23 protein-coding genes and 3 tRNA genes are annotated in these 24034 nt (G+C 48.8%); 15 read left to right on the forward strand and 11 right to left on the reverse strand.

Annotated features, from left to right (window positions below):
* Window positions 1-532: 532 nt before the first annotated feature.
* Window positions 533-1804 (reverse strand): tyrosine-type recombinase/integrase, encoded by a 1272-nt coding sequence (locus K0H80_RS10050; RefSeq protein ID WP_220073875.1) that lies wholly within the window; start codon window positions 1802-1804, stop codon window positions 533-535.
* Between the two features lie 322 nt (window positions 1805-2126).
* Here K0H80_RS10050 and K0H80_RS10055 point away from each other — a divergent pair, with 322 nt between their 5' ends.
* Window positions 2127-3698, forward strand: a complete 1572-nt coding sequence (locus K0H80_RS10055) for a response regulator (RefSeq protein ID WP_220073876.1) — start codon at window positions 2127-2129, stop codon at window positions 3696-3698.
* Between the two features lie 184 nt (window positions 3699-3882).
* Here the strand turns inward: K0H80_RS10055 and K0H80_RS10060 are convergent, their stop codons facing one another.
* Window positions 3883-4326 carry a hypothetical protein gene (locus K0H80_RS10060; RefSeq protein ID WP_220073877.1) on the reverse strand — a complete coding sequence of 148 codons (444 nt, stop codon included), beginning with the start codon at window positions 4324-4326 and terminating at the stop codon, window positions 3883-3885.
* Between the two features lie 318 nt (window positions 4327-4644).
* Between K0H80_RS10060 and ccoN the strand changes: the two genes are divergently transcribed.
* The 11 genes from ccoN to ttcA all read left to right on the forward strand — a co-directional run bounded on the left by ccoN (window position 4645) and on the right by ttcA (window position 14593).
* Window positions 4645-6072, forward strand: a complete 1428-nt coding sequence (gene ccoN, locus K0H80_RS10065) for a cytochrome-c oxidase, cbb3-type subunit I (protein WP_220073878.1) — start codon at window positions 4645-4647, stop codon at window positions 6070-6072.
* Between the two features lie 12 nt (window positions 6073-6084).
* Window positions 6085-6690, forward strand: coding sequence for a cytochrome-c oxidase, cbb3-type subunit II (ccoO, locus tag K0H80_RS10070; protein WP_011865784.1), 606 nt, complete (start codon window positions 6085-6087; stop codon window positions 6688-6690).
* Window positions 6691-6705: 15 nt separating this feature from the next.
* Entirely contained in the window at window positions 6706-6873 is a 168-nt protein-coding gene (locus tag K0H80_RS10075; protein ID WP_011865785.1) for a CcoQ/FixQ family Cbb3-type cytochrome c oxidase assembly chaperone, read from the forward strand.
* A 2-nt stretch (window positions 6874-6875) separates the two neighbouring features.
* Entirely contained in the window at window positions 6876-7844 is a 969-nt protein-coding gene (ccoP, locus tag K0H80_RS10080) for a cytochrome-c oxidase, cbb3-type subunit III (RefSeq protein ID WP_220045271.1), read from the forward strand.
* A gap of 110 nt (window positions 7845-7954) precedes the next feature.
* Window positions 7955-8434: a FixH family protein gene (locus K0H80_RS10085; protein WP_220071473.1), complete on the forward strand. Its 480-nt coding sequence runs from the start codon at window positions 7955-7957 to the stop codon at window positions 8432-8434.
* A 6-nt stretch (window positions 8435-8440) separates the two neighbouring features.
* Complete coding sequence (locus K0H80_RS10090; protein ID WP_220071474.1) at window positions 8441-10852, forward strand: heavy metal translocating P-type ATPase; 2412 nt, start codon at window positions 8441-8443, stop codon at window positions 10850-10852.
* A complete protein-coding gene (ccoS, locus tag K0H80_RS10095) occupies window positions 10849-11034 on the forward strand; it encodes a cbb3-type cytochrome oxidase assembly protein CcoS (RefSeq protein WP_220042481.1) in 186 nt (61 codons plus the stop codon). The genes K0H80_RS10090 and ccoS overlap by 4 nt, the downstream gene beginning before the upstream one ends.
* Window positions 11031-11723 (forward strand): sulfite exporter TauE/SafE family protein, encoded by a 693-nt coding sequence (locus tag K0H80_RS10100; RefSeq protein WP_220071475.1) that lies wholly within the window; start codon window positions 11031-11033, stop codon window positions 11721-11723. Before ccoS ends, K0H80_RS10100 begins: the two co-directional genes overlap by 4 nt.
* 55 nt (window positions 11724-11778) lie before the next feature.
* Window positions 11779-12528: an electron transport transcriptional regulator EtrA gene (etrA, locus tag K0H80_RS10105; RefSeq protein WP_011865791.1), complete on the forward strand. Its 750-nt coding sequence runs from the start codon at window positions 11779-11781 to the stop codon at window positions 12526-12528.
* A 94-nt stretch (window positions 12529-12622) separates the two neighbouring features.
* Entirely contained in the window at window positions 12623-13555 is a 933-nt protein-coding gene (uspE, locus tag K0H80_RS10110; RefSeq protein ID WP_144199325.1) for a universal stress protein UspE, read from the forward strand.
* Between the two features lie 84 nt (window positions 13556-13639).
* Window positions 13640-14593, forward strand: coding sequence for a tRNA 2-thiocytidine(32) synthetase TtcA (gene ttcA / locus K0H80_RS10115; RefSeq protein WP_220060731.1), 954 nt, complete (start codon window positions 13640-13642; stop codon window positions 14591-14593).
* 80 nt (window positions 14594-14673) lie between these two features.
* Here ttcA and K0H80_RS10120 read toward each other — a convergent pair whose 3' ends face one another.
* The gene (locus K0H80_RS10120; protein ID WP_220071476.1) at window positions 14674-15297 is read right to left on the reverse strand and encodes a DUF2987 domain-containing protein; all 624 of its coding nucleotides are present in this window, start codon (window positions 15295-15297) and stop codon (window positions 14674-14676) included.
* Window positions 15275-16102 carry a glucosaminidase domain-containing protein gene (locus tag K0H80_RS10125; protein WP_220071477.1) on the reverse strand — a complete coding sequence of 276 codons (828 nt, stop codon included), beginning with the start codon at window positions 16100-16102 and terminating at the stop codon, window positions 15275-15277. Before K0H80_RS10125 ends, K0H80_RS10120 begins: the two co-directional genes overlap by 23 nt.
* A 135-nt stretch (window positions 16103-16237) precedes the next feature.
* Here K0H80_RS10125 and yvcK point away from each other — a divergent pair, with 135 nt between their 5' ends.
* On the forward strand, window positions 16238-17149 hold the full coding sequence (gene yvcK, locus K0H80_RS10130; protein WP_220071478.1) for a uridine diphosphate-N-acetylglucosamine-binding protein YvcK: 912 nt from the start codon (window positions 16238-16240) through the stop codon (window positions 17147-17149).
* 62 nt (window positions 17150-17211) lie between these two features.
* On the opposite strand, the gene K0H80_RS10135 is transcribed toward yvcK, so the two are convergent.
* From K0H80_RS10135 to K0H80_RS10155, 5 genes are all read right to left on the reverse strand, one after another.
* Window positions 17212-18405: an amino acid aminotransferase gene (locus K0H80_RS10135; protein WP_220071479.1), complete on the reverse strand. Its 1194-nt coding sequence runs from the start codon at window positions 18403-18405 to the stop codon at window positions 17212-17214.
* Window positions 18406-18799: 394 nt separating this feature from the next.
* Window positions 18800-18886, reverse strand: a tRNA-Leu gene (locus K0H80_RS10140).
* 38 nt (window positions 18887-18924) lie between these two features.
* Window positions 18925-18998, reverse strand: a tRNA-Cys gene (locus tag K0H80_RS10145).
* Between the two features lie 35 nt (window positions 18999-19033).
* Window positions 19034-19109, reverse strand: a tRNA-Gly gene (locus K0H80_RS10150).
* Window positions 19110-19342: 233 nt separating this feature from the next.
* On the reverse strand, window positions 19343-20779 hold the full coding sequence (locus K0H80_RS10155) for a glyceraldehyde-3-phosphate dehydrogenase (protein ID WP_011865798.1): 1437 nt from the start codon (window positions 20777-20779) through the stop codon (window positions 19343-19345).
* A 236-nt stretch (window positions 20780-21015) separates the two neighbouring features.
* On the opposite strand from K0H80_RS10155, the gene K0H80_RS10160 reads away from it, so the two are divergent.
* Window positions 21016-21822: a DUF2989 domain-containing protein gene (locus tag K0H80_RS10160; protein ID WP_220071480.1), complete on the forward strand. Its 807-nt coding sequence runs from the start codon at window positions 21016-21018 to the stop codon at window positions 21820-21822.
* Between the two features lie 211 nt (window positions 21823-22033).
* Window positions 22034-23044, forward strand: coding sequence for a type I glyceraldehyde-3-phosphate dehydrogenase (gap, locus tag K0H80_RS10165; RefSeq protein ID WP_220071481.1), 1011 nt, complete (start codon window positions 22034-22036; stop codon window positions 23042-23044).
* 116 nt (window positions 23045-23160) lie between these two features.
* Here gap and K0H80_RS10170 read toward each other — a convergent pair whose 3' ends face one another.
* Window positions 23161-23493 carry a hypothetical protein gene (locus K0H80_RS10170; protein ID WP_220071482.1) on the reverse strand — a complete coding sequence of 111 codons (333 nt, stop codon included), beginning with the start codon at window positions 23491-23493 and terminating at the stop codon, window positions 23161-23163.
* Between the two features lie 202 nt (window positions 23494-23695).
* Window positions 23696-23971 (reverse strand): hypothetical protein, encoded by a 276-nt coding sequence (locus tag K0H80_RS10175; RefSeq protein WP_011865802.1) that lies wholly within the window; start codon window positions 23969-23971, stop codon window positions 23696-23698.
* Between the last annotated feature and the right edge of the window lie 63 nt (window positions 23972-24034).

Here is a 24034-nt window from a genome sequence, read left to right on the forward strand (position 1 = left end):
CAATACTAAGCGCATGACTAACCTAACTGCAGCTCATAATCTGGCTAGCAATACGCAATCCGTACGCCTTAGCAGCTTAACAAATAATTCAATCTAGCCCCTCAGATGCAAACGTTCAAAAGTAACCTAAGTAACTTAGACCTCATAATATTGGGAATTGTCATATTGAATGAGAGTTACTAGCTAGAGAATTAGCTAAAACAAGTTTTTAGTCAGATGCCGATAATGATACTTATCGGCATTAAGCGATTTGAAAAATGGCTGCCACTCATATGTTAAAAGTAAGGTTATCAGTATGGCTAAAATTTACGCACCCGGTCATCGTAATGTTTATAGGTTGGCAGAAACCTTTAGTTAAGCATTAACTAAAGCGTCATCTGAATGACATGGAATCGCAAAACAGCCTGTTTAAACTATTATCGTCAACTCAAATTAGAGCCCTGTCTATTAAGTCTTTTCTTGTTGAGATACTTAAGCGATGCGACCGCTTTAGGCTCCCTACCCGTGTCTTCCCGGACACGGGCTTTTTTGATCATTCGATGCCGGCTAATCTGTCCATAGGCTTATTAGCTGCGCTCTGATGCCTTTCGGCCTGAGATGTGTGCAGATACTGAGATGTGGTATCGATGCTCTCATGCCCTGCGTCCGCCTGAACATGGGATAAGGGCCGACCATTGAGGTTAATGTCATGGGTGATCCCGGTATGGCGGATGCTATGCACTGTCAGTTTTCGCATCACCTCTGCATCTTCCAAAAGCCCGTCCGCTGCCGCTTTGTCGGCGGCGTGATTAATCAGCGACTGCACCGCCTCCCTCACCTGGCGAATGCCCAGATTTGCGTCGACCAATCCCGCTTCACGTCCTCGCCCTGCGGCCCTATGGCGCACGAAAATTGGTGTCTGTTCCTGATAGCCGGGTAAAGGTGACAGCCCCAAATGTTGCCGGTACTGTTTGAGTGCCTCTATTAATGCATTGGACAAGGGGATTTGTCGCCGCTTGCCCCCTTTACTCTTGGGAATATGAAAACGCCAGATCCCTGTCTGCTTGTCTTGCTTAAATTGTCCCATGATAGGGCTGTAACCGCTTCGCGCACTCACATCAGATACACGCAAATAACAACCGTAAATCAACTTGATAAGAAACAAACTGCGTTGATGGATTTCAGGTTCCGCGATGGCAAGTTGTTCGACACTTGAGATCACGTAGGACCATTGCAATTCCGTAAAGGCGAGTCCACTGCCCTCCTCTTCGCTCATGGCGAACTTTCGTTTATGGGCAAACTTTGAATGGTTCATCCAGGCCTGAGCAGGATTGCGTTCACAGTAATCTTCAGCCATCAAGAAGCCATAGAATGAGGAGAGTATCGCCATCTTAGTCTTGAGGGCGTTATCGCTAAGGCGGTATTCTTCCCCCCGTTTTCCCACAAAGGGGCGCCATAACGGATTGGGCACGCGCTGCTGACTCGCCTTATCGAGTTTAAACTGGGCAACATTAAACTGACCGATTAATTCCTTTGGTGGCGACTGACAGTAGGCCACGAATTTATCCATGTCACGCCTACTTATCTGCCCCGGCGACTGCTGCACCACATCGAAACACCAATGCAGAAAACAGGTGATTTCACTACGAAAACTCTTATAACTGTTCTCATTTTCCCGCTGGGCGAACAGTAGATCGGATGCCAGCTCATAAACCAAACCTGCATCTTCGACGCTATTCATGGCTATCGCCGTAATGTGCTGATTGATGATGGGGTTGCCGGCTTCGATATAGTCAATCGATTCAAATAGAGGTAAGGCGTGCAAGAGTCGACTCCATTAAAAAAGCGCCATGGGATGCCCTACGCACTATAGCAACAAAAGCGGGAAAATATTTAATAAAATTGGCACGTTAGATCAGTATTTGATCGGTTAGATTAAAGAGCGCTTGCTCAGTAAACACAAGTATATGTTTTCCGCTCTTATGTTCACCGCCCTGTTATCGTCACGCGATACGCAACAAAGAGGGCTAACTGCCTCATTTAATCTGCAATTTCAATTTCTCACCTTCTAAATTCTCCAGCTAAATGCCACGTGAGTTACTACACTAATAAATAAGGTCAATTTAGTTCACCTAAGAGGGGTACGGATGCTAATTGATATGGCGAAAAAGAGTCCACTGTTCTCAGGTAAGAAGAAAGCAGCCGAAACAGAAACAGGACCGGCCTGGCGCATACTGATCGTAGACGATGAGCCCGATGTACACACAGTGACAAAACTCGCACTGTCGCGGTTTAAACTAGATAACCGCGGCATAGAGTTTATTAATGCCTATAGCGGCGAAGAAGCAAAGCGGGTGTTACAAGATGAAAAAGACGTGGCCATGGCGTTTATCGACGTGGTCATGGAGAGCGATCACGCCGGTCTTGAGCTGGTCAAATGGATCCGTGAAGATCATAACGACCGCAGCATCAGATTAATCCTGCGTACCGGTCAGCCGGGACAAGCGCCTGAAGAAGATGTGATCGTCAATTACGACATCAACGATTACAAGGCAAAGGCTGAATTGGATTCACGTAAGCTGATCACTAGCGTCTACTCTGCGCTGAGAAGTTACCGCGATATCATGGAGATCGAAGCGGCGAAACAGACACAGATCCGTTACCGCGAGGGGCTAGAGCGTGTCGTTAAGGCGACATCAGGCCTGTTTGAACTCAGAACTCTGTATCATTTTGCCGACGGCCTGCTGACTCAGGTCGCCAACCTGCTTAACCTCAACAACGAGACCTTACTGCTAACCTGCAATGCCATCGATGCGATGAGCAAGGATTTAAGTACCGACAAACTCCATATCCTAGCCGGTACTGGCCAATTTGCCAGCCACCATGAACAAGCCATCCCCGAGCCCATCGAGAAGCTGCTTAAACGGGCACTACAGGAACAGACATGCCTGTATGAAGACAATCTGTTTGTGGGTTACTTCCCAGCAAAGAGTGGTTGGATCAACCTGTTGTATATGGACAACATACATGCCATTGGTGATCTGGATAAGAAGCTTATCGATATCTTTGCCATCAATGTCGGCGTCGCCTTCGAGAATCTGCTGCTGAACAAAGAGCTCGAAGATACCCAGTCAGAATTGATCTTCCGCCTAGGCGATGTGGTCGAGAGCCGCTCGAAGGAAGCCGCCAACCATGTGAAGCGTATGGCCGAGTACTGTTATATCCTGGCAAAATTGGCCGGGCTCGATGATCAACAGGCCGATCTCATTAAACACGCATCACCCATGCACGACATAGGTAAGATTGCGACGCCGGATGCCGTGCTGTTAAAACCTGGCAAACTAAACGATGAAGAGTGGCAGATCATGCGTCAGCATCCCGCCATCGGTCACCAGATCTTGGGCAACTCAGAGCGCCCTATTCTTAACGCCGCCGCCATCATCGCCTTGCAACACCATGAGAAGTACGATGGCAGTGGTTATCCTGATGGATTAAAAGGCGATGAAATTCATATCTTTGCACGCATTGTCGCTATCGCAGATGTGTTCGATGCGCTATCCCACGAGCGCTGCTATAAACCGGCCTGGCCACTAGATGAAGTGATAGCCGAGATCGCTAAAGGTGCAGGTTCCCACTTTGATCCTGACCTTACCTCACTCTTTATCGATAACATAGAACGCTTCAATAAGGTGCGATTAGCCCTGTCTGACAGCAATTAAGGTTAGCGATTAGCCATAATCAATAAGCGGTCGGCGTGAGCGGGTTTTATTGATCTAGTGAGTTGTGTCTATTTTTTGAGTCTAAATATTTGAATTTAAATATTTGAGTCGAGTGGTTTAGATGAAGCTAGCTGCCTAAAAGGCTCTTTCCTTACAAGGCAGCTTGAGTCGATTAGCACAGCTTTTAGCCATTCTTAGCCGGATTATCGGCCAAAAAGTCGTACATAATGGTCTTAGATTGACCGCCTATCTGGAAGCTGGCGATAAGACGCCACACCATATAATTGCTGCTGCAAGAACCGTATATTAGCGTTCCTTGATAGGTGTTTTTGCTAGTTTCACTTAAAATGAGTGGAATAACCCCCATAAACATATCTCTACCCTCAACACGAACCTGGAGGTTTTCCAGTGACTCACTACTGCTCAAGGTCACCGTTAACGGCTTCTCGCTAGGGGTATCTTCAGGTGAAATTGCCAATGAAATAAGCGTTTCACCGAGTTTTTTATTGCAGGTTTTTTGATGGAAATCGCACAGACTCTGGTCCATTTCAAAGGCGGTTTCGTCAGCCACTTTTACATCTTGTTTAGGGGCTTTTGGCGCTTTTTCGCAGCCCGTTAACAGGGGCATTAGAAATAGGCTTGCAGTCAGCGTAATTAGGGAGATTTGTCGATTCAGTAGCACAATTATTAACCTTTTGAATCATAGTGTTTACATTCTATCCAGGTAGTTTGATCTGGATCAATATCCTAGGCCGCATAATTCCTATCTTTTTTGATATTGCTCAAGTATCATTGCGTTACTCGGCATTAATTTGCGTTAATGTTGCGTGACACATTGACACAATCTTGTTTGTTTCGTAGGGAAACAAGCCTTTGATGTCATTTTACCGGGTAAAGTGCCGCTTTACTCAAACAATAAGTATAAGTAATAAGCAGTGGAAGCAATATGATGAACCATTCCCAGCCTCAAGGCGCTGATTACAATTACACTGTTGTCCGCCAATTTGCCCTCACCACAGTTTTGTGGGGCATTATCGGTATGACAGTAGGTGTATTGATCGCGGCCCAGTTAATCTGGCCACAACTTAACTTCGAAACTCCATGGCTAACGTACAGTCGTCTAAGACCTCTGCACACCAACGCCGTGATTTTCGCGTTTGGTACTTCAGCGTTATTTGCAACATCCTATTATATCGTCCAGCGTACCTGCCAAACCCGCCTATTTGCACCTAAATTAGCTGCATTTACCTTCTGGGGATGGCAAGCCATTATTCTTTCAGCCGTTATTACTCTGCCGCTTGGTCTAACCAGCAGTAAAGAATACGCTGAACTTGAATGGCCTATCGACATCGCTATTACCATAGTGTGGGTAGCCTATGCCGTTGTGTTCTTTGGCACAATTGTGAAACGAACCACGTCACACATCTATGTGGCAAACTGGTTCTTCGGCGCCTTCATCATCACGGTTGCAGTTCTGCACATCGTGAACTCTATGGCAGTACCTGTCAGCCTGTTCAAGTCATACTCATTATACTCTGGCGCCGTCGATGCCATGGTGCAATGGTGGTATGGCCACAACGCCGTTGGCTTCCTACTGACCGCCGGTTTCCTGGGTATGATGTACTACTTCGTACCTAAGCAAGCAGGTCGTCCTGTTTATTCTTACCGTCTGTCTATCGTTCACTTCTGGGCATTGATTGCACTGTACATCTGGGCGGGTCCTCACCACCTGCACTACACAGCGCTACCAGACTGGACACAGTCACTGGGTATGGTGATGTCTCTGATCCTGTTCGCACCTTCTTGGGGCGGTATGATCAACGGTATCATGACCCTGTCAGGCGCTTGGCATAAGCTAAGAACTGACCCTGTTCTACGTTTCTTGATCGTTTCTCTGTCTTTCTATGGTATGTCGACCTTCGAAGGTCCAATGATGGCCATTAAGACAGTTAACGCATTGTCTCACTACACCGACTGGACCATAGGTCACGTTCACTCAGGCGCACTTGGCTGGGTGGCTATGGTATCTATCGGTTCGCTATACCACCTGATCCCTGCTATCTACGGTCACGGTCGTATGTACAGCACACAACTGATTAACGTTCACTTCTGGTTAGCGACTATCGGTACTGTACTTTACATCGTTTCAATGTGGATCTCGGGTGTTATGCAAGGTCTGATGTGGCGTGCAGTTAACTCTGACGGCACCCTAACCTACAGCTTCGTTGAAGGTCTGGAAGCATCATACCCATTCTACTTTGTTCGCTTCTTAGGTGGCCTGTTCTTCGTCACTGGTATGCTGCTAATGGCATACAACGTGGTTAAGACAGTAAAAACGCCAAAAGAATCTTTGCCAGCGCTGGCTGAAGCATAAGGAGTAGATTTGATGAAATTTAATCATGAGATAGTCGAGAAAAACATCGGTCTGCTGGGTATCTTTACCGTGATTGCTATCAGTATTGGTGGCCTGGTACAGATCACTCCCCTGCTTTTCCAAAAAGACACTACTGAGCCAGTAAACGGACTTCGTCCATACTCAGCGCTTGAGCTAGAAGGTCGTGACATCTACATCCGTGAAGGTTGTGTAGGCTGTCACAGCCAGATGATTCGTCCGCTTCGTGCAGAAACTGAGCGTTACGGTCACTACTCTGTTGCCGGTGAATCAGTTTGGGATCACCCGTTCCTATGGGGTTCTAAGCGTACTGGTCCAGACTTGGCCCGTGTTGGCGGTCGTTACAGCGACAAGTGGCATGAAGTTCACCTACTTGATCCTCGCGCAGTAGTACCACAATCAAACATGCCTGCCTTCCCTTGGTTGGCCGAGAACGTCCTAGATGGCGAGCTAACGGCTAAGAAGATGGAAGTGTTCCGTGGTTTCGGCGTGCCTTACTCTCAAGATGATATCGACAACGCTAAGAAAGCGGTTGAAGGTAAGACTGAGATGCAGGCACTAATTGCATACCTGCAGTCGCTAGGTCACGCACTGAAATAAATTGGAGGCATAAATATGGATTACGGCACAGTACAAGGGATTATTACCATTGTTGTCATGGTGACGTTTGTCGGTATTTTTGCATGGGCTTATAGCGGTCGCCGTAAAGCGCAGTTTGACGAGGCCGCTAACCTTGTTTTCTCAGATGATGAGAAGCACAAGGACTCAGGAGAACATAAGTGATGATGAGTAGCTTCTGGAGTATTTGGATTACCGTACTCACAATTGTGGTAATCGCAGGATGTTTCATCCTACTGTTTGTTGTCTCTAAAAACACCACAGGTGTTGAAGAAGGCAAATCAATGGGTCACAGCTTTGATGGCATTGAAGAGATCAATAACCCGCTGCCTAAGTGGTGGAGTTATATGTTCTACATCACCATCATCTTCGGTGTGGTCTATCTGGCAGCCTACCCAGGTCTTGGTAACTATAAAGGTTTCCTAGGCTGGTCAAGCTCGAACCAAAGCATTGGTACCGACAAAGGTATCAAGGAAGATTCTGCCGCTGCCGTTGAACTGGCTGCAAATGAACATCGCTGGGTTCAGTATGACCAAGAGGTTGAGAAAGCCAATGCTAAGTACAGCCCGATCTTCGCGGCTTACCTAGCTACACCGCTCGAAGAGCTAGTGAAGAACGAAGAAGCCCTAAAAGTGGGTGGTCGTCTGTTCCTGCAAAACTGTGCTCAGTGCCACGGTAGTGACGCGCGCGGTAGCAAGGGCTTCCCTAACCTGACTGACGGTGACTGGCTATATGGCGGCGATCTTGCCACTATCAAGACCACTATCATGAACGGTCGCAACGGCATGATGCCACCAAAAGGCGGTCTACCTATCGAAGACAGCGAGCTGAAAGGCCTGGCTGAATACGTAGTTAAACTGTCTGGTCGCGACCACGATGAAGCCTTGGCCGCACAAGGTCAGGCATCATTCATGAAAGGTTGTTTCGCCTGTCATGGTATGGACGGTACTGGTAACAAGTTCATGGGTGCACCTAACCTCACCGACAACACTTGGTTGTACGGCGGTAGTCGTGGTGTGATCCAAGAGAGCATTAAGAACGGTCGTTCTGGTGTAATGCCTGCTTGGAAAGATGTCTTGGGCGAAGAGAAAGTTCACGTCATCGCAGCGTATGTTTATAGCTTGTCAAACAAGTAATTACATATAAGTAACACCAAGGCCTCGAAACAGATCGAGGCCTTTTTTTTAAGTGCTATCACTGCCTTTTAACGGTAAGATATGGCCAACAAAAATAACAGGTAGTATCCATGAATAAACCACAAGCTTGGTATAAACAGTTTTGGCCTTGGTTTCTGATTATTTTGCCGCTGTGTGCCGTATTTGCCAGTGTGAATTTGGTGTTGCTCGCAGTCGAAAATAAAGACTCCTTGGTATCGGAAGACTATTACAAAGACGGCAAGGCCATTAACATGGACCTGCGTAAGATTAAACACGCCAAGCAACTTGGCTTGCAGTTTGAGTTGCATCTGACCCAAGATGAACTCACCCTCACCCAGCATGGCGGTGAGCCCTATACAGCTGCGCTCAACGTATCCTTCTATCATCCAACGCTACAAGAGAAAGATTTCGCCGAGGTTGCCACCGCCGACGGTAATCAGGTTTACCATATTGCGCTCAACTCGCCACTTCAGGGCAGCTGGGAAGTCAGACTGGAAGGGTTTGATGGCACATGGCGCATCCAGAAACGTCTCGAGCTAAAAGATAATCAACAATACTGGTTAAATTAATCTTTTATGGATGCGTTAAACTGCTTTCATTGCGGCGAGCCGGTAACCACCGGCCGCCAGTTCGAGACCCTTATCGACAATGTCCCTCAGCCCATGTGTTGCCCCGGCTGCCAGGCGGTATCTGCCGCCATCATAGAGGCGGGACTGACTAACTATTATAAGTATCGCACCGAGCCAGGCAGCAAGCAGACTGCGCTGGTGCCCGAAGCCCTTAACGCATTTTCCGCCTTCGATCTTAAAGAGGTGCAGCAGGACTTTGTGCATCAAGACAAACAGAGTGCCAGCACCTCTCTAACCATAGATGGCATTACCTGCGCGGCCTGCGCCTGGTTGATCGAACATAAGCTGCAGCATCTCGAAGGCATCAATAAGATAGCGGTCAACACCACCACAGAGCGGGCCCAGGTCAGCTGGGATCCCGAAAAACTCAAGCTGTCAGAGATCCTGGCGCAGATCAGCCGTATCGGCTATCAGGCGGCCCCTTATCAGGTGGATGACGAAGAGATCCAGAGCAAGAAGAACAGTCGTAAGTTCCTGCTCAGACTTGGCCTGGCAGGCTTTGCCACCATGCAGGTGATGATGTTTGCCCTGGCGCTCTACTCTGATTACTTTACCGATCTCGACGTGGAGTTCAGGGACTATTTTCGCTGGGTCAGCATGATCTTCGCCGCGCCTGTGGTCTTCTATTCGGCGCAGCCCTTCTATTTCAGCGCCGTGCGCGCCATGTTATCAGGCCGGCTCAATATGGACGTGTCTGTGTCCATCGCCATCTGCGGCGCCTATATCGCCAGCTGTATCGCCACGGTATCTGGCCAGGGCGAAGTCTATTTCGAATCCGTCAGCATGTTTACCTTCTTCCTGCTGCTGGGACGCTATTTCGAGCAAAATGCGCGGCAAAAAGCCTCCATTAGCTCCAATAACCTGCACAAATTGATCCCGCTTACCGCTAACCTTTTGGACGATGAAGGTAATCAAACCGAAGTGCCGGCCAAGCGTCTCAAGGTTGGCGATCTCATCATGGTCAAACCCGGCGAGGTAATTGCCGCCGATGGCGATATCATAGAGGGGATGAGCAGCGTCAATGAAGCCATGCTTACTGGCGAGCAGATGCCGGTGACCAAGAATATCACCAGCCAGGTGTATGCGGGCACCATCAATGTGGATCATCCGATAAAGGTCAAGGTCACCGCGACTGGGCAAGACCAATTGGTCGCCGAAATCATTCGCCTGCAAGAGGCGGCATCGAACAACAAGCCTAAGGTGGCGCTCTACGTCGATACCATCTCCAACTATTTTACCTGGACCATCTTAGTGGTTGCCGCCCTCACCTATCTGGTATGGAAGCACTATTGGCCGGAAGATGCCTTTTGGGTCACGCTTTCCGTCTTGGTCGCTACCTGCCCCTGCGCGCTGGCGTTGGCGACCCCGACGGCGGTCACCTGCGCTACCGGCCTCTTTACCAGGCTTGGTGTGGTTGCTCGCCGTCCAGGTGTGTTTGAGAAGCTACCCAAAGTCGATCAGGTGGTGTTTGATAAAACGGGCACTCTCACCTGCGGCAGCCTCACGCTGCGCGAGACTAAGAAATTTACTCAGTGTTTTAACCAGGATGCCTCTCTCGATGTGCTGGCCATCGCCGCCGCCATGGAGTCGCATTCGATTCATCCCATCGCTAAAGCGTTTGCACCTTACTACAAGAGTGGCTATCGCTTGGATGAGAGTCAGTATCTAGCAGGTGCGGGCGTGCAGGCTAAGGTCAATGGCACTCACTATTATCTCGGCAGCGCGGATTTCATTCGCCAAAACACAGGGCTTACCGCTATCGACGGCCAGCACAGCGTCTATCTTGCCGATACCGACGCGCTACTCGCCGGTTTTACCCTTAGCGATACGGTGCGAGAAGATGCTAAGGCAACTCTGGTAACCCTCAAAGAGATGGGCTTTGCTACCTGTATCGCCAGTGGTGACACCAGTGAACACGTAGAGCAAGTTGCCAAAGAAGTTGGCATAGAAAACTTGCACAAAGGCCTCAAGCCCCAAGATAAACTTAAACTTATCAATCAGCTAAAAGATGAGGGCAAGCAGGTCGTCATGTTCGGCGATGGTGTAAACGATGCGCCAGTTCTGGCAGGTGCCAATCTGTCTGTAGCCATGGGCAGCGGCGCGGACATTGCTAAAAACAGCGCCGATCTTATCCTGCTCGGCGATCAGCTATCACGCTTTCCTCAGGCTGTTCGCATCGCCAAGATGACCGAGCAGATCATCAGACAAAACCTGATCTGGGCGCTTGGCTATAACCTGCTTATCATTCCTTTAGCGGTAACTGGACACGTGTTACCCTACATTGCCGCCATAGGTATGTCGGCCAGCTCATTAATTGTTGTCGCCAATAGCCTCAGACTACTAAAGGTTCGTGTATGAGTATTATCTATGTCTTGATCCCTATCGCCATGCTGTTCGTGCTGGTTGCCGTAGGCATCTTCTTCTGGGCGGTTAAATCTGAACAATTTGACGATCTCGACAGACAGAGCGTGTCTATCCTGTTCGATGACGACATCAAACAGAAGCCAAGCGAATCCAGCGATGAGTCGACGCCGCGTTGATCGACTTTAGCATTACCGGCGCTTTCCTCGTCGGCCTGATGGGCGCAGGCCATTGCATCGGCATGTGTGGTGGCCTGGTGGGCGCCTTCTCCCAGCAGCTCCCAAGAAAGGCCAGCGATAATATCCTGCTGGGTCAACTGCAGTTTATCCTGAGTTATAACCTGGGCCGTATTCTCAGCTATACCCTGGCAGGAGCGCTAGTTGGCGGCTCGGCCAGCCTGCTCAGCACCCTCTTTAGCATCGATGCTTACCTGATTGGCATGCGTGTATTTGCCGGTGTGATGATGATAGTCACTGGCCTCTATATTGCGCAGATCTGGTCTGGAGTGGTGCAGATTGAGCGCGTGGGGAAATTATTGTGGCGATTCATCGGTCCTATTGCGAATAAGTTGTTACCGATAACAGATTTAAAACAAGCCTTTGCGGCGGGTCTGCTATGGGGATGGCTGCCCTGTGGCTTGGTCTATAGCACACTTACCTGGGCGGTTGCGGCAAACTCGGCGCAGCAAGGGGCGATGATCATGGCCGCCTTCGGTCTAGGCACCCTGCCTGCGCTGGTCAGTGTCGGCATCGCCGCACGCTATTTTGCCCAGCTAGTACAGGCACGAAAAGTAAGGCTTATCAGTGGCTTAATCTTAGTAAGCTTTGGCATACACACTTTGTATATTGCATTTGCGCAGCTAGGCTAGCTGTGACTATTAAATTAGTTTAACATAAGCCTAATTGTGAAATTCGAGAGAGATTATGACAGATAATATTAAAAGTCGTCGTTCGGCTGTACCCGGATGCGCCATTCATTGTCATGACTGCAGCATGGGTACTTTGTGTATCCCTTTCACGTTGAATAACAACGAGCTAGATCAGCTTGATGACATTATTGAACGTAAGAAACCGATACAGAAAGGCGAGCAAATTTTTAAGTCTGGCGACTCGTTAAAATCTCTCTATGCGATTCGCTCAGGTACCATCAAGAGCTACACCATCACCGAACAGGGTGATGAGCAGATCACAGGCTTTCATCTGGCCGGTGATGTGATAGGTTTCGATGGCATTCACTCTCAGATCCACCAGAGTTTCGCCCAGGCACTAGAGACCTCTATGGTATGTGAAATTCCTTTCGATACCTTAGACGAACTCTCCGGCACCATGCCTAAGCTCAGACAGCAGATCATGCGTCTGATGAGCAACGAGATCCAAAGCGACCAAGAGATGATCTTGCTACTTAGTAAGAAGAACGCCGAGGAGCGTCTAGCGGCATTTATCAGTAATTTGGCCAGCCGTTTCGGCAGCCGTGGTTTCTCGCCCAAAGAGTTCCGTCTCACCATGACACGCGGTGATATTGGTAACTATCTTGGTCTGACTGTTGAAACCATCAGCCGTCTCCTGGGACGCTTCCAAAAAGCAGAATTGATCGAGGTAAAAGGAAAGTACATTACCATCGTCGATTTTGACTCGCTCAACAAGTTAGCCGGTAACAACAAGATAGGCCGCTAATTAGCCGATTTTCTGGGCAAATTTGATCTAAAACAAGGCAATTTGCCCTATATCGCTCATTATTTAAGTACCACCTCAGATAAAGGAAGAATCTATGAAGGACTATCATAAGATCCTTGTTGTAGTGGATCCAACAAGCGACAAGCAATCTGCCCTCGCCAGAGCCGTCGAACTGGCCTCTAAAAACCAAGCGTCAATCACCGTTTTTCTCTCTATTTTCGATTTTTCCTACGAGATGACCTCTATCCTGTCCGGTCATGAACGCGAAGCCATGCGCCAAGGCGTGATTGCCCAGCGCAGAGCCTGGCTGGACGATATCCTCGCCGGTTACAAAGATAGCGGCGTCGCCATCGACAGCGAAGTGATCTGGCACAATCGTCCCTTCGAGAGCATCATCTTACACGCCATCGAAGGCGGCTATGATCTGATCGTTAAAGGCACACACGAACACGACAAACTCAAGTCGGTGATCTTTACCCCGACCGATTGGCACCTGATGCGTAAGGCGCCAGTGCCGGTTCTTTTGGTGAAAGAACATGACTGGCCGGTGGCCGGTAAGATCCTGTGCGCCATCAACGTGGCCTCGGAAGATGACGATCATCAAACCCTTAACGGTAAGATCATCGAACATGCCCTGGATCTGGCCAAGAAATTCGATGCTCAGGTACATCTGGTGAATGGTTACCCTGGTACCCCAGTAAACCTGGCCATCGAGCTACCTGACTTCGATGCGCACACCTATAGCGAAACTATTCGCATGCAGCATGAGCAGCGCGTCTGTTACCTTGCCAGCAACTATGGTATCTCTAGCGACTTCTGCCATATCAAGGAAGGTCTGCCTGAGGATGTGATCCCTGAGCTCGCCGAGCAGCTCGATGCCGAGCTGGTGATCTTAGGTACCGTGGGTCGCACAGGCTTCTCGGCGGCGCTTATCGGTAACACCGCCGAGCATGTGATCGACAGCATCAACTGCGACCTGCTGGCGATTAAGCCCGACGGTTATAAGTCACCGTTAGAAGAGGAATGATCGCCTTAGGCCATCTTCTTTAGCCCCATTTTTTAAGCTATACTACGCGCCCAGAATTTTACGATACTAGGCGCGTTTTTTATTATGTCTGAAGAAACCCTCTCAAAGAAACAGATAACTCGGCTAAACAAGCTACAAAAGCGCCTAAGGCGCGAAGTCGGTAGTGCCATCGCCGATTACAACATGATTGAAGAGGGCGACACCGTCATGTGCTGTCTTTCCGGCGGCAAAGACAGTTATGCCATGCTGGATATCCTGGTCAATCTGCAGCAGAGAGCGCCGGTTAACTTTAACCTGGTAGCCGTCAACCTGGATCAGAAACAGCCCGGTTTCCCAGAAGATATTCTGCCGGCTTACTTAGATAGCCTAAAGGTGCCTTACCATATTCTCGAGAAGGACACCTACTCTATCGTTAAAGATAAGATCCCCGAAGGCAAGACCACCTGCTCGCTCTGCAGTCGTCTGCGCCGCGGCACCTTATACGGTTTTGCCCAGAAGATCGGCGCGACTAAGATCGCCCTGGGTCATCACAGAGACGACATCATCGAGACCATGTTCCTCAACATGTTCTACGCCGGCAAGCTCAAGGCAATGCCACCTAAGCTGCTCTCAGATGATGGCGCTAACGTAGTGATCCGTCCCCTCGCCTACAGCCGCGAGAAAGATATCGCCGAATATGCCGAGTTAAAGGCATTTCCTATCATCCCTTGTAACCTATGTGGCTCACAGGAAAACCTTAAGCGTGCGGCGGTAAAAGAGATGCTCAAGAGCTGGGATAAGCAGTTCCCGGGCCGTATCGAAACTATCTTCACCGCGATGCAAAATACCAGCCCGTCACAGGGCGTTGACCGAGACCAGTTTGATTTCGTCTCTTTGAAGCAAGATCCCGATGCACCGATGAAAGGTGATGTTGCCGAGTCAGACCTGCCGGCATTCGATTTCCTCGACTTGGCCAACAGTGGTCATATCGATCTCGACGCAGCTAAACGCAGCAGTGATCTGCTCAAAATCGATGTGGTGAGCACCTATACGCCTTAGGCGCGTATCTCAGATATAAAAACGCCCTCAGTTGAGGGCTTTTTTATTATTCAGTCATCGTGACCAATGAGGCGCTTAGATTAGGAGCTTTTCACCCAAGGGCTGACCACCTTAGGCGTTTCACTAAAACTTATCTTACTTAGCGCTCTTATTTCATCACTTGCTAAGCGATAGATGCCGTCAACCTGCTGCGCTTTACCATCGATCGTCACCTGCGCCTTACCCGCAAACTCAAAGCTGACGCCGGCAATATCCTCGGCGAAATATTTCATCGGAAAGCCCTGCATCTGCTTGAGTAGCTCATCCATCTGGGTTGCCAGCTCGCTGAGTGCTGCCTGGCTATAGTCTCGCGAAGGTGATTTGGCGCGGATCTGCATGGCGACACCGCAGCGGGTGGCATCATTTTTCATCTGCAGATTGATCAGGGCACGCTCGGACTTTAGGGTCTCATCGAACGGAATATACAGACGTTGGTCATTGGAGATCGTCAATGGATAATTGCGTTTCTCCGTGGTGATTGAGCCACTCTCGATAACACAGCCGTTCGCTTTAGGGACGGAAAAGGCGATATCGATAAGCGAATAGTTGCCTTTGTTCATCTGCTTCATTCTTTGATAGAAGCCCTGATAGTCGAGAGAGATGGGCGTTGCCTGAACAACACTCGTTGCCAGAAGCAGGCAACTACACAGCAGGCCTTTGTTCATGATTTTCCACCAAAAATTGATTGTTATGACGTAGCATATCAAGCAGCTCTTCAACATAAGCTTCTTGACGCTCTGAGTAATTCATTAGACCGTACACCAACTTCTCTGCGCTAACCGGCTGATTCTGCGCCCTTAGATCGGCGCGAATGGCGCGCAGCAGCGAATAAGCCGCATTCGAATTGAGGTTACGCATATAGGAGCCCACCGAATCTTCTACGCTCTTAAAGACGGCCACTTCATGGCTTAGCCCTTCGCTTCGCGATTGCGGCACCAGACCGCAGCCCTTCTTAAAGCACCATTGCCCAAAGAAGTTCATCCCTTCTCTGGCAAAACGGCTACTGCCCCAACCTGTCTCGTTAGCCGCCTGAATGAGTACTAAGTCTTCGGGAATGGTATCGACCCGTGTTAGTAGCTCATCAAGAGACTCCAGGGTAGCGGTGCGCATCGAATACTGGTATTTGCTCGCGAGCTGCAAGATACGATAGTCCTCGGCCTCGGACAGGGGCTGTTGGTTAGCCAGGTGTGCGCGAGATTGTTCCAGGAACTTACGCTCATCGCTAATCACCGCATTGTGATGCCTAATAGCCGGGCGAAGGAAATCGAAGAAGGCCTGCTTTTTCGTGCCGACATCGCCGATCGCCTGAAAATCTGGGATGGCACTAAACTGACTGCGATTTTTCAAAATCGTCCCCGGCGCCTGGTCTGGCTCGGTTTTGCGCTCTATCAAGAATAGCTTTACCGCCAATACCACCAGCGCAACGATTCCTAAGGAAAGTATCAACTTGTTGATGTGACCTGTTCTCAAATGCTTCGCTCTTATAATGAGTTCATGGGCGGCATTATATGTCATCTAGGCGATGAACAAAACCGCTATACCTAGAGGGGGATTTGGTTATAATGAGCGGCAGGTAAATGGGGATTCAGGAAGGAAATACCCGAAATGCGCGATTGTGCCATCAATCAATATCAACATGTCGTCGCCATCGGCGGAGGCCATGGACTGGGCCGAGTCTTATCCTCTCTCTCATTTCTCGGCCCTAAACTGACGGGTATAGTCGCGACCACAGATAACGGTGGTTCTACCGGACGACTACGCCAGCAACAAGACTGCATCGCCTGGGGCGATCTGCGTAATTGCCTGTCCCAACTCGCCAGCCGCCCTTCCGTCGGCTCACTGCTGTTTGAATATCGATTCGGCGGTAATAGTGAACTTGCTAATCACAATCTGGGTAACCTGGTGCTGATGGCGCTTGACGACCTTTGTGTGCGGCCGTTAGATGCGGTCAATCTGATCCGCAAGCTGCTCAACATTGAGACCAAGGTGATCCCCATGTCGGAGCAGCCTACCCATCTGGTCGCGATTCAGTCGTGTGGTAATCGTATCTTCGGCGAAGTCGAGGTGGACCAGAAGTGTGAAGACCCTATCGCCCTATCGCTGGAACCTATGGTGGATGCCACCCTCGAGGCCTGTGAGGCGGTTCGTCAAGCCGATCTCATCATCTTAGGCCCTGGAAGCTTTTTGACTAGCATAATGCCGCCACTCCTGCTGCCTAAGCTAGCTGAGGCGCTGCATGCCTCTAAGGCGAAAGTGATTCTGATCGATAATCTCACCCAGGAGCCCTCGGCCGCGGCGAACTTCAGCCTGGAGAAACGCCTTGGCTGGTTTAAACAGGTAATGGGCAATAAAGCCGTCGATCATGTGCTTTGTCACGGTGACAGATATCTCACCACAGGCATAGTCACCCACTACCCGCTACGTAGTCGCCATCATCAGGCGCTCCACGATAGAGCGGCGCTGGCAGACGCTCTGTCTCTCATCGTTGAGCCGCAAGCGCTCGATGCACTGGCATAAAAAAACGCCACGTTATTGCTAGCGTGGCGTTTTTGTTAATCGTGTTTTACCTATTATAAAGCTTACAGCACCTGTGCGATAGCGCGGCAGATGGTATCCATGTTAGCACGGGTCATGCCGGCAACACTGATGCGGCCCGAACCTACGATATAGACGCCAAACTCCTCTTTCAGGCGTGCCACCTGATCCTTATTAAGACCAGAGAAGCTAAACATGCCGTTTTGCGCCGAGATAAAACTGAAATCTTGCTCGACGCCCTGCTCAGATAATGTCTTGACGAACAGTACGCGCATCTCTGCGATACGCTCGCGCATTTGTGTCAGCTCTTCTTCCCATAACTTGCGCAGCTCAGCGTCACCGAGAATGGTCGCTACAATCAATGCACCATGTGCCGGTGGATTAGAATAGCTGCTGCGGATGGTACTCTTGATCTGGCTAAAGGCACGTTTGGCCGTCTCTTCATCTTCGGCGACTAAGGTCACGGCGCCAATACGCTCATTGTAGAGACCAAAGTTTTTCGAAAATGAGTTAGCTACCAAGAGTTCAGGCACCTTGCTCGCAACCAGACGAAGTCCTTGAGCGTCTTCTTCTACGCCAGCACCAAAACCTTGATAGGCGAAGTCAAACAAAGGGATCAGTCCTTTGTCGACACAAAGCTGGGCAATCACTTCCCATTGACTGATGTTAAGATCGATACCCGTTGGGTTGTGGCAGCAGCCATGCAGCAAGAGTAGATCGCCGCTGTCGGCCTGCTCCAAGCTGGTAAGCATGGCGTCGAAATCGATGTCATGACTGGCCGCATCGTAGTAACCATATTGCTTAACGGTTAGACCGGCAGACTGGAAAATGTTGTTGTGGTTTGCCCAGGTAGGATTGCTTACCCAAACGGTGCGAGAATCGGTATTACGTACCACGAATTCGGCCGCCATTCTAAGCGAACCTGTACCGCCCGGCGCCTGAGCCGTTACCGCGCGCTTCTCACTCATCACGACGTGATCTGCGCCAAACAACAAACCTTGTACCGCTTGGTTATAAGCGATCACACCATCGATACCCAGATAACTCTTGCTGGTTTCGGTTTCCAGTAGCTTTTGCTCGGCTAACTTAACTGACTTGAGGATCGGCGTCTGGCCAGACTCATCCTTATAGATGCCAACACCTAAATTAACCTTATCTGCGCGAGGATCGGCCTTAAAAGCATCGGTAAGACCAAGAATGGGATCTGCGGGGGCCAGTACAACCTGGTTAAATATCATGGTGGTGTTCCTAAACGTCGATATAAGAAGGGGGTCGGGGCTAGTTATACCACTGTCTTATCGCCCTTCAAAGCGGATATTTTTCTATATCAATATTTTTCTTATCCCGCCCTAGCTTTCCTGATTTTTAAAGGGTTAAAGCGTAATTCTTTTAGAGATTATCGAACGATATGAGCAAAATTTAGCAGATCCTTTAAGATGAGATCAGGCTCACATTAGCTTTGTTAAAGGAGTAGACTTACACACCTAAACTTGCTGATGGTAAGAACCGGGTTGCAGTGCTGACATTAAATGGAACGCTAACTCTAAGGTTAGATAAGAAAGTGGTTGCCCAAATACAACAAATCCCCACTTATTAGCGAGGCTCATTTCAATCATATTCTTTTGATAATGATGGTACCCGAGGACGGACTTGAACCGTCACGCTGTTACCAGCGAGGGATTTTAAATCCCTTGTGTCTACCGATTCCACCACTCGGGCCTAGTGTGTTTTATCGTGATTTACGTTAAAACGAAAAGTGGAGGCGCGACCCGGAGTCGAACCGAGATCGACGGATTTGCAATCCGCAGCATAGCCATTCTGCCATCGCGCCTTTATCTGAAGCGGTTTACGGTTTGACCGTAAATTTGGAGCGACATATCGGGTTCGAACCGATGACCTATACCTTGGCAAGGTATCGCTCTACCAACTGAGCTAATGTCGCATCTGAAACGCTTGCCAGCCAAGTGCCCTATCGAGCTTTCCCCTGACTGCGGAAAGGAATTCTACCGATTTACCTAAAAGTGTCAACGTCTATTTATGGCTTAAACAAGGTTTGTTGCATCAACTGCTGCATTAATCACCTTTGTGACTCTTTGTTAAGCATATTCAACTTCTTATGGATAAAAAAACGCCCCGGTACTTACCGAGGCGTTTAGATTTATCTAGCGTCTAAGCTTAAGCAGCAGGCAGAGACTGGTAGTTTAGACCAAGCATCTTCTGCATTACGCCAACAACCTGGCAGCTATAACCGAACTCGTTATCGTACCAAACATAAAGAATGGCACGGTTACCCTCGGCGATGGTCGCCTGTGAGTCGACAACACCCGCGTAGCGAGAACCAACCAGATCAGAAGAAACGATCTCTGTAGACTCGGTGAAGTCAACTTGGTTTTGCAGCTCAGAACATAGCGCGACGTTACGTAGGTACTCGTTCATGTCTTCTTTGCTGGTTTCACCATTCAGGTTCAGGCTGATAATTGCCATAGATACGTTTGGTGTAGGCACGCGAATCGCATTACCGGTTAGCTTACCAGCAAGCACTGGCAGTGCCTTGGCAACAGCCTTGGCCGCACCAGTTTCGGTGATCACCATGTTCAGCGGTGCGCTGCGACCACGACGATCGGCTTTGTGGTAGTTATCGATTAGGTTTTGATCGTTAGTGTATGAGTGAATCGTTTCAACGTGACCGTTGACGATGCCATACTTGTCGTTGACCGCCTTCAGTACTGGCGTGATGGCGTTAGTCGTACAACTTGCCGCCGAGACGATAGTGTCTTCATCCAGGATATCGTTTTCGTTAACGCCGTAAACGATGTTCTTAATTGCGCCCTTGGCCGGTGCTGTCAGCAGCACCTTAGAGGCGCCGTTACATCTTAGGTGTAGTCCCAGACCATCTTCATCTTTCCAGATACCTGTGTTATCAACCACCAGCGCGTTGTTGATGCCGTAACGCGTATAATCCACTTCATCTGGAGAGTTGGCGTAGATCACCTGAATATAGGTGCCGTTGGCGATGATAGCGTTGTTCTCTTCATCGACTTCTACTGAGCCGTTGAATGGACCGTGTACCGAGTCACGACGCAGCAGGCTGGCGCGCTTCTCGAGATCGCCCTTACGACCGCCGCGCAGAACGATAGCGCGAAGACGCAACTTGTTGCTCACACCCGTTCTTTCGATCAGTAGGCGCGCAAGCAGACGACCGATACGGCCGAAACCGTATAGCACTACATCGCGTGCTTCTTGGTTGTCTTCATGATCGATTGCCGAAGCCAGCTCTTGTGACATGTAGGCTTCGATCTGGCTCGCATCCTTATGTTCGCGCCAGTAGTTAACCGCTAATTTACCGATATCAACTTTACATTGCTTCACCGCTAGTTTGCTAAGTGCCTCAACAAACGGGAAACTTTCGCGTAATCTGAGTTTGTCACCCACATGACGACGCACTAAACGGTGTGACTTAATGATCTCGATAGTGGAAGCATTAAGAAGTGGCTTACCGTATAGAACGACTTCTACACCTTGGTTACGATATAACTTACCAAGTAGAGGCTGCATCGCCTCCGCCATTTCGAAACGTTCTTGCCAGCTTTGTAGGTGTTTATCAGCGGTCATTTACAGATCCTTTATCTCACTTTTACTACATTTATTGTAGAAATGATTGAGTAACAAAAAGAAAAGACCAATACTCTATTATTATCGGACGTCAATCCTGTTATTGGTCGGCGCCATTGTAATGAAAAGTGAGCCTGCGATCTAGTAAGATATTTTCTCTAACCGTGTAATTTTATTAGATAAAATCCTAAGGAGACACGCTTTTGAGATTAAATTTTGTAATCATTACACCAATTATGTCTCTTTTGGCGCTTTTCAGCCTGTTTGGCTGTGATAATGCTGCTAATACCGCCACGATTTGTAAAAATAATCCTGAGCTTTGCGACGATTTACATCGTGATAGCTGGTGTCGATATGAGCGAGCCGACCTAATCCAGAAGCGTTACACCCTTAAAAACACCCCCTTGCCCACCGGCAAGCAGATTTATCAGCATCTGATCAATCTGGAAAACTACAGTAAATGTATCGAACTGGCCGCTGGCGTGCAGCACATCATGCACCCAGAGCGCACCAACGATAGGGTGCGAGCCTTTGGCATCAGCGCCCAGAACCTGGCGCAGCTGAGAGAGACGACCAAGGACAACCCGGATCTCTATCTCTCCTACTATCACTGGATCCGCCTCAATGACCAGGCGGCCCTGTCTCGCGTAATAAAGGCACAACAGGCAGGTAGCATAAATGATCTCGATATCCTGGCCAGTCTCGCCTCTTATTACCAGAAGTCGGATCTTGACAAGGCTAAGACGCTCTATCTGCAGCTGTTAGACAGTGCCGATCCGGACAGCTTTAATCCCGACTGGCTATTAGGCCTCGCCAGCATCTACCACCAGCAAAACGATCTGGAAAAAACCTATCTCTTCTCAAAAGCCAACGTATTGATGACGCGCAACACGGCGTCCGATGCCAAAATGAACGCCTTAATCAATGGCAACCAGCAACTGGCGCATTTTTTAGATGAACAAGCCGATACCTTAGTGGAACATCTGAAAAACGGTGACTACGCTTCTAGTGAGATCCGCGCTCAGTTAAATACCTCGTCTTAATTGAGCCATTCTCCTTGCTGGCAAAATGTTTGCCACTAGTATTTTTTTTACAGAAATCGAGCCGGTTTTTGTAAAAAATCTGATCTTTGTAAAGAAAACAGCAAATTTGTTAAGCTAACTAGCCAATAAAACCCGATATTGCTTGACGATAGCTGTCAATTTGGTAATTTTACTACCAGATATTTTTATACATTTACCTGAGGGATATGAGATGACTATCCGCGTAGCAATTAACGGCTATGGCCGTATCGGTAGAAACGTACTTCGCGCACTTTATGAAAGCGAAAAGCAGTACCCCATCCAAATCGTTGCCATCAACGATCTGGGTGATGCTTCAATCAACGCTCACCTGACTAAGTACGACTCTGTACATGGTCGCTTCAACGCCAAAGTTGAGCACGACGACGAAGCTATCTACGTCAACGAAGACAAAATCCAAACTTTCTCTGAGCGTGACCCAGCTAAACTGCCTTGGGCCGAGCTTGAAGTCGATGTTGTGTTCGAATGTACCGGTATCTTCACTTCTAAAGAAGCGGTTCAGCCACATCTAAACGCTGGCGCGAAGAAAGTGATCATCTCTGCACCGGGTAAGAACGTTGACGCGACTGTTGTTTACGGCGTAAACAACGATGTGATCACCTCTGACATGACTGTGATCTCTAACGCTTCTTGTACCACTAACTGTCTGGCGCCTTTTGCTAAGCCGCTGAACGACGAGATTGGTATCGAATCGGGTCTGATGACCACTATCCACGCTTACACTAACGATCAGCGTCTATCTGACGTTTATCACACAGACCTACGCCGTGCTCGTGCCGCTGCTATGTCTATGATCCCAACTAAGACTGGTGCTGCAGCAGCCGTTGGTCTAGTGGTACCTGAGCTGGCTGGTAAGTTCGACGGTATGGCAGTACGTGTACCTACAGTAAACGTATCTCTGGTGGATCTCTCTTTCGTTGCCGCGCGCGACACCACTGTTGAAGAGATCAACGCCATCATCGAGAACGCTGCAAGTGTTGCACCTATGAGCGAAGTGCTGTCGGTAAACAAAGAGCCATTGGTTTCTATCGACTTCAACCATAACCCATTCTCTTCTAACTTCGATGCGACACAGACCCGTGTAAATGGTCGTCTGGTTAAAGTGATGGCATGGTACGACAACGAATGGGGCTTCAGTAACCGTATGCTAGACAACGCAGTTGCGCTGATGACTGCTAAGTAAGCAAAGTTATATTTGAGTTACATTCATAAAAAAGGAGCCTAAATGGCTCCTTTTTTGTGTCAGTCTTTCAACTCTTTTTCTGTTTTGTCGCAAGGCTTAGTGTGATTTTAATCGTCTTACACAGTGCGCGCCATGGCATCGTCCAGGCTCGCTATCCCCTGTGAAAGATACCCAAGTAAAATGTCTGTCTCTACACTGCTAAGATCAGCCGACAGCACATAGCGATAGAGTTCGAGTAATCGACTCTTATAGGAAAGGAGCTGCTTAACACTGATAGCGCCGGGTAAGAAGTAATGCTCCGCCAGGCAATCTGTGACCCGCTGACAATCGCTCTGAATAAGACGCTTGATAAAATAGGCTCGGCTATTGGCGGCGTGAAGTGCACCGGCCTGCGCCGCTGGAATATGTTTAAGCTGTGCTTGGAGTCTTGGGGTGGCATTTGCTTGCATAGTGAACCTCTTAAGCCTAACACTTATTTCGTTTCACTATTATATTGGCCACAAACTGAACAGCGGCTTACCCGAAATGGATTAATCAGCTTTTAAATCAGTTCAGGCGCCAAATCTTAAACTAAATCCGCCGAACCTTGCCGTCTATCGTGCGCTATCGTCTCAAATTGCACTAAGCACATAGCACGCACATGGCATCAAGCTAGAAGCGTTTGATACGCACCACTTTCATCACTTCGAAATCGAAGCCCGCAACGGTTTCGGTTTCGGGGTAATAGGTCATATTCACCTTGTGTCCCTGTAGGCTGCGGTACTTCTTCGTACGGCGAAACTTAAAGGGGGCGTCACAACCTTCTATGGTTACCGTATGTTGCACCCATTCATCAATCTCTCTCTGGGTATGGGATAAAATTTTCACGCCCTCTGAATGCACCAGTTTCTGATGTTTATCGAGCATCTTATCTACAACATGTTTCATAGCGGGTAACCTTTATCGATGAGTTCTAACCTGTTTAAAAAAACGACAGTAGAAAATTATAGA

The organism is Shewanella aegiceratis (assembly GCF_019457495.1).
GTDB classification, from domain to species: Bacteria; Pseudomonadota; Gammaproteobacteria; order Enterobacterales; family Shewanellaceae; genus Shewanella; species Shewanella loihica.

Excerpts from the sequence above, each read along its gene's own strand:
- K0H80_RS10120 (WP_220071476.1), bottom strand. The coding sequence starts at position 15,297 with ATGAACAAAGGCCTGCTGTGTAGTTGCCTGCTTCTGGCAACGAGTGTT.
- K0H80_RS10055 (WP_220073876.1), top strand. The coding sequence starts at position 2,127 with ATGCTAATTGATATGGCGAAAAAGAGTCCACTGTTCTCAGGTAAGAAG.
- K0H80_RS10135 (WP_220071479.1), bottom strand. The coding sequence starts at position 18,405 with ATGATATTTAACCAGGTTGTACTGGCCCCCGCAGATCCCATTCTTGGT.
- etrA (WP_011865791.1), top strand. The coding sequence starts at position 11,779 with ATGACAGATAATATTAAAAGTCGTCGTTCGGCTGTACCCGGATGCGCC.
- ccoN (WP_220073878.1), top strand. The coding sequence starts at position 4,645 with ATGATGAACCATTCCCAGCCTCAAGGCGCTGATTACAATTACACTGTT.
- ccoS (WP_220042481.1), top strand. The coding sequence starts at position 10,849 with ATGAGTATTATCTATGTCTTGATCCCTATCGCCATGCTGTTCGTGCTG.
- K0H80_RS10090 (WP_220071474.1), top strand. The coding sequence starts at position 8,441 with ATGGATGCGTTAAACTGCTTTCATTGCGGCGAGCCGGTAACCACCGGC.
- K0H80_RS10060 (WP_220073877.1), bottom strand. The coding sequence starts at position 4,326 with ATGCCCCTGTTAACGGGCTGCGAAAAAGCGCCAAAAGCCCCTAAACAA.
- K0H80_RS10155 (WP_011865798.1), bottom strand. The coding sequence starts at position 20,779 with ATGACCGCTGATAAACACCTACAAAGCTGGCAAGAACGTTTCGAAATG.
- K0H80_RS10160 (WP_220071480.1), top strand. The coding sequence starts at position 21,016 with ATGTCTCTTTTGGCGCTTTTCAGCCTGTTTGGCTGTGATAATGCTGCT.
- gap (WP_220071481.1), top strand. The coding sequence starts at position 22,034 with ATGACTATCCGCGTAGCAATTAACGGCTATGGCCGTATCGGTAGAAAC.
- uspE (WP_144199325.1), top strand. The coding sequence starts at position 12,623 with ATGAAGGACTATCATAAGATCCTTGTTGTAGTGGATCCAACAAGCGAC.
- ccoP (WP_220045271.1), top strand. The coding sequence starts at position 6,876 with ATGAGTAGCTTCTGGAGTATTTGGATTACCGTACTCACAATTGTGGTA.
- K0H80_RS10175 (WP_011865802.1), bottom strand. The coding sequence starts at position 23,971 with ATGAAACATGTTGTAGATAAGATGCTCGATAAACATCAGAAACTGGTG.
- ttcA (WP_220060731.1), top strand. The coding sequence starts at position 13,640 with ATGTCTGAAGAAACCCTCTCAAAGAAACAGATAACTCGGCTAAACAAG.
- yvcK (WP_220071478.1), top strand. The coding sequence starts at position 16,238 with ATGCGCGATTGTGCCATCAATCAATATCAACATGTCGTCGCCATCGGC.
- K0H80_RS10170 (WP_220071482.1), bottom strand. The coding sequence starts at position 23,493 with ATGCAAGCAAATGCCACCCCAAGACTCCAAGCACAGCTTAAACATATT.
- ccoO (WP_011865784.1), top strand. The coding sequence starts at position 6,085 with ATGAAATTTAATCATGAGATAGTCGAGAAAAACATCGGTCTGCTGGGT.
- K0H80_RS10085 (WP_220071473.1), top strand. The coding sequence starts at position 7,955 with ATGAATAAACCACAAGCTTGGTATAAACAGTTTTGGCCTTGGTTTCTG.
- K0H80_RS10075 (WP_011865785.1), top strand. The coding sequence starts at position 6,706 with ATGGATTACGGCACAGTACAAGGGATTATTACCATTGTTGTCATGGTG.